This window comes from Streptomyces sp. NPDC055239, from assembly GCF_053606205.1.
Genome location: NZ_JBSGRD010000008.1, coordinates 406,327 through 413,150 on the forward strand (window position 1 = coordinate 406,327; position 6,824 = coordinate 413,150).

A 6,824-nucleotide genomic window follows, 5' to 3' on the forward strand; every position below is an offset into this window, starting at 1 on the left:
ACGCCCCAGGCGCAGCAGTGACCACCGGCCCCTCGGTCAACTCCCGAGGGGCCGGTCTTGTGTCCCACGGGGGCCCGGGGCCGTATCGATAGGCGGCTGCGCCGCGTGGGCGCGACAAGCCACGACGGCCCCGCCGGATGCCGCTCACGCGCCCCGAGGGCCTCAGCCCCGCTCCCGCTCCTCCACAAAGGCGTTGTACGCGGCCACCTGTGCCCGCCGAGCCGTCCGTTCCACCGGCCGGAGCGCCTCACCCCGTGCCGCCATCTCCGAGGCGCTCACAGCCCCGCCATGGCCGTTCTCGTACGCCACCGAGATCAGCAGGCCGACCCGCTGAGCCAGCTCCAACACCCGTACCGCACGTGGCGGATACCCCGGTGCGAGCGCCTCGCGCCCCCGCTCGGCCCGCGCCCGGTACGCGTCCACCGCCGCCTCGGCGACCGGCCCCGAGCCCGCGACGTCCAGCCGCGAGAGCACCTCCGTCGCATCCCGCAGCGCCTCGGCGAGCTCGCGCTCCGCCTCGCTCAGCGAGGGCACATCGGCGGGCGGCGCCTCCCGTACGGGCAGGCAGTGCCAGAGGACCTCCACATGCACGTCGCCGGCGGGCCCCGCCTCGGACACCTCGGGCACCAGGCCGTACGGCGCGCCGTAGGCGACGACCGCCTCCTGCGCATCGAGGGCCCGCGCGTTGAAAGCGGGCGGCCCGCTCAGACCGAGCGGGTGCCCCGGCGCGGGCAGCGCGACCCGAAGCCCGGTCACCCCGAGCGTGCGCAATCTTCCGAGGGCGAGCGTGAGACCGACGGGCCCCGCCTCGCCGGGAAGACCTTCGACCCGGTGCACGGCGTCGTCGCCGACCGTCGCGAGCACCGCGTCATCCGGTGAGACAAGTCCGGCAAGAAGGGCATTTCCCCATGCTGCCAAGCGTCCTGAGCGTGGTTCCGAGAGCATGCGTACAGCCTAAGGACCGGGCTAGGCACTGGAGCGCTCGACCGGTGGCGTAGGTTTTCTCCCAGGGGACTGCGTCCACAGACGCAAGCGACAGCCGAGACTGCAATGGGAGACAACGCGCTCATGAGCGATGTACTGGAGCTGGAGGACGTATCCGTTGTCCGCGAGGGCCGGGCTCTGGTGGACCAGGTCTCCTGGTCGGTCAAGGAGGGTGAGCGCTGGGTCATCCTCGGACCGAACGGCGCGGGCAAGACCACCCTCCTGAACCTCGCGTCAAGCTACCTCTACCCGAGCACCGGCACCGCCACCATCCTCGGCGAGACCCTCGGCAAGCCCGGCACGGACGTCTTCGAGCTGCGCCCGCGCATCGGTGTCGCCGGAATCGCGATGGCCGAGAAGCTGCCCAAGGGCCAGACCGTGCTCCAGACGGTGCTCACGGCCGCGTACGGCATGACCGCCGGCTGGCACGAGGACTACGAGGACATCGACGAGCAGCGCGCCCGCGCCTTCCTCGACCGCCTCGGCATGAGCGACTACCTGGACCGCAAGTTCGGCACTCTCTCCGAGGGAGAGCGCAAGCGCACCCTGATCGCGCGCGCCCTGATGACCGACCCCGAGCTGCTCCTCCTGGACGAGCCCGCCGCGGGCCTCGACCTCGGTGGCCGCGAAGACCTCGTACGCCGCCTCGGCCGCCTCGCCCGCGACCCGATCGCCCCCTCGATGATCATGGTCACGCACCACGTCGAGGAGATCGCCCCCGGCTTCACCCACGTCCTCATGATCCGGCAGGGCAAGATTCTGGCCGCGGGCCCGCTGGAGCTCGAACTGACCTCCCGCAACCTCTCCCTCTGCTTCGGACTGCCCCTGGTGGTCGAGGAGCGGGGCGAGCGCTGGAGCGCCCAGGGCCTCTCGCTCCGCTGACACCGGCGCGAACGGCCGGGCGCGCTCAGGCCGGGAGATCACGTGCCCTGTGCGGGAAGAGCTCGCCGTCCTACCATGACCATGTGGACATCGAAGCTTGGGTGTGGTGGCTGATCGGCGCCGCCGCGCTCGGAATCCCGCTCGTACTGACCGCCATGCCCGAGTTGGGCATGCTCTCCGTGGGCGCCGTCGCGGGCGCCGTGACCGCGGGCCTCGGTGGCGGCGCCGTGCTCCAAGTGGCTGTCTTCGCCGCGGTGTCGGTCGCGCTCATCGCGGTCGTACGCCCCATGGCGACGCGACAACGTTCCCAAGGACCCAGGCTGGCCACGGGAGTGGACGCGCTGAAGGGCAGGACGGCCGTTGTCCTTGAACGGGTCGACGGCTCCGGCGGCCGGATCAAGCTAGCCGGCGAGATCTGGTCGGCCCGCGCGCTCGACACCGACCAGGCCTTCGAGGCGGGACGCGAGGTCGATGTCGTCGAGATCGACGGAGCGACGGCGATCGTCATGTGATGCACCACGGTGAATGCACCACAGGGTGTGCGACGGTCTGACAGACTCGACCAGCAAGATCTTCGCCGGTCCACGTGCCGGCTCCGCGGATCTTTTGGGAACACCGAGCAAGAGGGGTACGGGGAACAACGATGCAACCAATCATCATCGTCCTGATCATTCTGGTGGTGCTGGTCTTCATCGCCCTGATCAAGACGATCCAGGTCATCCCGCAGGCCAGTGCGGCGATCGTCGAGCGATTCGGCCGCTACACACGGACCTTGAACGCGGGCCTGAACATCGTCGTCCCGTTCATCGACTCGATCCGCAACCGCATCGACCTCCGTGAACAGGTCGTGCCCTTCCCGCCCCAGCCGGTGATCACCCAGGACAACCTCGTGGTGAACATCGACACCGTCATCTACTACCAGGTGACCGACGCCCGCGCCGCGACGTACGAAGTCGCCAGCTACATCCAGGCGATCGAGCAGCTCACCGTCACCACACTGCGAAACATCATCGGTGGCATGGACCTCGAGCGGACCCTGACGTCCCGCGAGGAGATCAACGCGGCGCTGCGCGGCGTCCTCGACGAGGCCACCGGCAAGTGGGGCATCCGCGTCAACCGCGTCGAGCTCAAGGCGATCGAGCCGCCGACCTCCATCCAGGACTCGATGGAGAAGCAGATGCGCGCCGACCGCGACAAGCGCGCCGCGATCCTCCAGGCCGAAGGTGTACGGCAGTCGGAGATCCTGCGCGCCGAAGGTGAGAAGCAGTCCGCGATCCTGCGCGCCGAAGGTGAGGCCAAGGCCGCGGCCCTGCGCGCCGAGGGCGAGGCCCAAGCGATCCGTACGGTCTTCGAGTCCATCCACGCCGGCGACGCCGACCAGAAGCTCCTCGCGTACCAGTACCTCCAGATGCTTCCGAAGATCGCCGAAGGCGACGCGAACAAGCTCTGGATCGTTCCCAGCGAGATCGGCGACGCGCTCAAGGGGCTGAGTGGCGCCATGGGCAACTTCGGGCCGATGGGCGGCGGGGGCGGCGGGGGCGGCGAGCCCGCCAAGGAGCGCCGCGAACAGCCGCCGATCGACTGACGCGAGAAACCCGCTGACGCGAGAAGCCCGCGCCCCGAAAGGGGTGCGGGCTTTCTCGCGCACTCAGCACCGAGCAGCTACGCGGCAGGCGCCGCCAGCCAACCCGGAAGCGTCGCCAGTTCGTCCCTGCCGAGAGACAAGAGCATCGCACCCGCAGGCGTCGGCTCGAAGGGCTGCCGCAACAAGGGCATCCCCGCCTCCTCAGGCGTACGGTCCGCCTTGCGGTGATTGTCCATCGCGCACGAAGCGACCGTGTTCAGCCAGGTGTCCGCACCGCCCTGCGCCCGCGGCACCACGTGGTCCACGGTCGTCGCCCGCCTCCCGCAGTACGCGCACCTGTGCTGGTCCCGCACGAGAACACCGCGCCGCGACCACGGAGCCCGTCTTCGGAAAGGCACCCGTACGTACCTGCAGAGCCTGATCACCCGAGGCACCGGTATCTCGACCGCCGCGGCGCGCACACGGAGTCCGGGGTGGGCCTGCTCGACGACGGCCTTGTCGTTGAGGACCAGCACGACGGCACGGTTCAGCGTCACCGTCGACAGCGGCTCGAAGCTCGCGTTCAGCACCAGCGTGTCCCGCATTTCGCCCACCTCCCGTATGCACACCGACCCACCCCCTGGCGGGCTGGGATCAACTCTGGCCGGGCACGCCGAGATGGACAACGCAATAAAAAATGCCCGCCCCTGATCAATTCCATGACCAGGGGCGGGCAAACGTCCGGTGAACGCTGGACGCTGACTCTCAGCTGTCGGCGGGAGCCGCGTACTCGGCGAGCACCTGTGCGCGCCCGAGCGTGTGGAACCGGAGGTTGAAACCGATGGCGGCAGGCGAAGCGTCGGAGTCGGGTCCGAGCTTCTCCTGATCCACGGCGTACACGGTGAACACATAGCGGTGCGCCGGGTCACCGGGCGGCGGCGCCGCGCCACCGAATTCCTTCGTCCCGTAGTCGTTGCGCACCTGCACCGCGCCCTCGGGCAGCCCCTCGAACTTGCCGCTGCCCGCGCCGGTGGGCAGTTCCGTCACCGACACCGGGATGTCGATGACGGACCAGTGCCAGAACCCGCTGCCCGTGGGCGCGTCCGGGTCGAAGCACGTCACGGCGAAGCTCTTGGTCTCCGGCGGGAAGCCTTCCCACCGCAGGTGCGGCGAGGTGTTCCCGGCCGCATGGACCTGAGCGTCCTTAAGGACCGCCCCCGGCTCGAAGTCCTCGCTCACGACCGTGAACGACGGCACGGGCGGATGGAAGGCGTGGGGAAGCGGCGGCCTCTTGAGCTCGGTCACGTCGGCACCTCCTGGTTGGTTCTGCTGGTCGGTAGCTCTACTGCTCTTCCGTTACGAGCCTAGAACCCTTCGACCCTAGAACCCTTTGACCCTAGAACCAGTTGCGCTTGCTGCCGACCTGGGACAGCCATTCGTTGAGGTACGCCGCCCAGTCCGTCCCCTGGAAGTCGGCGAGACCGACCTGGAACGACCGGAACGAGTCGCTGCCCTCACTGAAGAGACCCGGCTTCTTGTCCATCTCCAGGATGACGTCCATCTCGCGGTCGTCGGCCACGAAGCTCAACTCGACCTGGTTCAGGCCGCGGTACTGCTGCGGCGGGTAGAACTCGATCTCCTGGTAGAACGGCAGCTTCTGCCGCGTGCCACGGATGTGACCGCGCTCCATGTCGGCGCTCTTGAAGCGGAAGCCCAGCTGGATGAAGGCGTCCAGGATGGCCTGCTGCGCCGGCAGCGGGTGCACGTTGATGGGGTCCAGGTCACCGGAGTCCACGGCCCGCGCGATCTCGAGCTCCGTGGTCACACCGATGTTCATCCCGCGCAGCTGCTGCCCGTCGATGGAGGTGACCGGCGTCTCCCAGGGGATCTCGAGCCCGAACGGCACCGCGTGCACCTGGCCCGCCTGGAGCGTGAAGGCCCCACCGAGCCGCACCTTGGTGAACTCGATGTCCTGCTTCGTCTCCTGGTCGTTGCCCTCGACCTCGACCCGCGCCTGCAGACCGACGGACAGACCCTCGATCTCCTGGTCCACGGAGCCGCCCTGGATCCGCACCTCACCCTGGACGACACCACCGGGTACGACGTTGACCTCGGTCAGCACCGTCTCCACCGAAGCACCACCGGCACCCAGGCTCGCAAGCAGCTTCTTGAACCCCATGACTCTCCATCCCCCCAGGCCCAGCCTGTGGTTCGACTCGACTCGACTTGAATCCTTGATCCATACAAACGCGGTGAACCCACGTCCGGTTCCGCGCCTCACCCTGGCAATCCGCTCAGCCGGTGACCACCCACCTGGCCAAACTGTCTCCAGTAGGCTCGGACGCCATGATCGAGGTCCCTGACCGTACGCCCCTGACCCCCGACTTCTTCGAGCGCCCCGTCCTCGATGTGGCCCCGGATCTCCTGGGCCGTGTCCTCGTACGCAGCTCACCGGGCGGCCCGATCGAACTGCGCCTGACAGAGGTGGAGGCGTACGCGGGCGAGGCCGATCCGGGATCACACGCCTATCGCGGTCCGACTGCCCGCAACAGCGTGATGTTCGGTCCGCCCGGACACGCGTACGTCTACTTCACCTACGGCATGTGGCACTGCCTCAACGTGGTGTGCGGTCCGGAAGGCAAGGCGAGCGGGGTCCTGCTCAGGGCAGGGGAGATCACGACCGGCGCCGAGATCGCCCGCAAGCGTCGGCTCTCGGCCCGCAACGACAGGGAACTGGCCAAAGGCCCGGCGCGCCTGGCCACGGCCCTTGACGTGGACCGGAGCCTGAACGGCGTCGACTTCTGCGCGGGCCCGGACGCCCCTCTCACCCTCCTTACGGGCACCCCCGTCCACCCCGACCAGGTCAGCAGCGGACCCCGTACGGGAGTCGGCGGTGAAGGCGCCGTCCACCCCTGGCGCTTCTGGATCCCCAACGACCCGACGGTCAGCCCCTATCGGGCCCATGCGCCCCGACGCCGCCGAACTTGACTCGGCCCTGGGCGGACCGTAATGTGGCCCGAGCCGCTTGACCCGGTTACGGCAATCTGCCAGCAGCTGGAAGCGGCCAACCACTACCTACGACTTCCCCTCAGCGGGGGCGCATTTCGCATGCTCGCATGCCGGAATTCGAACTCGCGGAACTCGATTATGAGTTGCAGAGGGAATCCGCTAACGTAGTGAACACGCCGAAAGGCAAAGGCCCCCAACGGCCACCGGAAATGAAATCCGAACCGGAAACGGAACGGAAAACGGATCTGGTAGAGTTGGGAACGCAAGAACGAAACACAGCAAGACAAAATAGAAACACCGAAGGGAAGCGCCCGGAGGAAAGCCCGAGAGGGTGAGTACAAAGGAAGCGTCCGTTCCTTGAGAACTCAACAGCGTGCCAAAAGTC

Annotated in this window: 8 protein-coding genes; 4 read left to right on the forward strand and 4 right to left on the reverse strand. The window is 68.2% G+C overall.

What is annotated here, in order from left to right; genetic code table 11:
* Positions 1-162: 162 nt before the first annotated feature.
* Positions 163-945 (reverse strand): hypothetical protein, encoded by a 783-nt coding sequence (locus ACWFRJ_RS26310; protein WP_453535680.1) that lies wholly within the window; start codon positions 943-945, stop codon positions 163-165.
* Between the two features lie 123 nt (positions 946-1,068).
* Between ACWFRJ_RS26310 and ACWFRJ_RS26315 the strand changes: the two genes are divergently transcribed.
* The 3 genes from ACWFRJ_RS26315 (at position 1,069) to ACWFRJ_RS26325 (ending at position 3,451) form a co-directional block, all read left to right on the forward strand.
* Positions 1,069-1,866: an ABC transporter ATP-binding protein gene (locus ACWFRJ_RS26315; protein WP_453535683.1), complete on the forward strand. Its 798-nt coding sequence runs from the start codon at positions 1,069-1,071 to the stop codon at positions 1,864-1,866.
* Between the two features lie 83 nt (positions 1,867-1,949).
* Positions 1,950-2,378 (forward strand): NfeD family protein, encoded by a 429-nt coding sequence (locus tag ACWFRJ_RS26320; RefSeq protein WP_453535686.1) that lies wholly within the window; start codon positions 1,950-1,952, stop codon positions 2,376-2,378.
* A 131-nt stretch (positions 2,379-2,509) separates the two neighbouring features.
* Positions 2,510-3,451, forward strand: coding sequence for an SPFH domain-containing protein (locus ACWFRJ_RS26325; RefSeq protein WP_383283789.1), 942 nt, complete (start codon positions 2,510-2,512; stop codon positions 3,449-3,451).
* A gap of 77 nt (positions 3,452-3,528) precedes the next feature.
* On the opposite strand, the gene ACWFRJ_RS26330 is transcribed toward ACWFRJ_RS26325, so the two are convergent.
* The 3 genes from ACWFRJ_RS26330 to ACWFRJ_RS26340 form a co-directional block, all read right to left on the reverse strand.
* A complete protein-coding gene (locus ACWFRJ_RS26330; protein WP_453535690.1) occupies positions 3,529-4,035 on the reverse strand; it encodes an HNH endonuclease in 507 nt (168 codons plus the stop codon).
* A gap of 160 nt (positions 4,036-4,195) precedes the next feature.
* A complete protein-coding gene (locus tag ACWFRJ_RS26335; RefSeq protein WP_453535693.1) occupies positions 4,196-4,735 on the reverse strand; it encodes a YbhB/YbcL family Raf kinase inhibitor-like protein in 540 nt (179 codons plus the stop codon).
* A 91-nt stretch (positions 4,736-4,826) separates the two neighbouring features.
* On the reverse strand, positions 4,827-5,609 hold the full coding sequence (locus tag ACWFRJ_RS26340; RefSeq protein ID WP_389910607.1) for a sporulation protein: 783 nt from the start codon (positions 5,607-5,609) through the stop codon (positions 4,827-4,829).
* A gap of 167 nt (positions 5,610-5,776) precedes the next feature.
* Between ACWFRJ_RS26340 and ACWFRJ_RS26345 the strand changes: the two genes are divergently transcribed.
* Positions 5,777-6,418 carry a DNA-3-methyladenine glycosylase gene (locus ACWFRJ_RS26345; RefSeq protein ID WP_453535696.1) on the forward strand — a complete coding sequence of 214 codons (642 nt, stop codon included), beginning with the start codon at positions 5,777-5,779 and terminating at the stop codon, positions 6,416-6,418.
* The last annotated feature ends 406 nt before the right edge of the window (positions 6,419-6,824 follow it).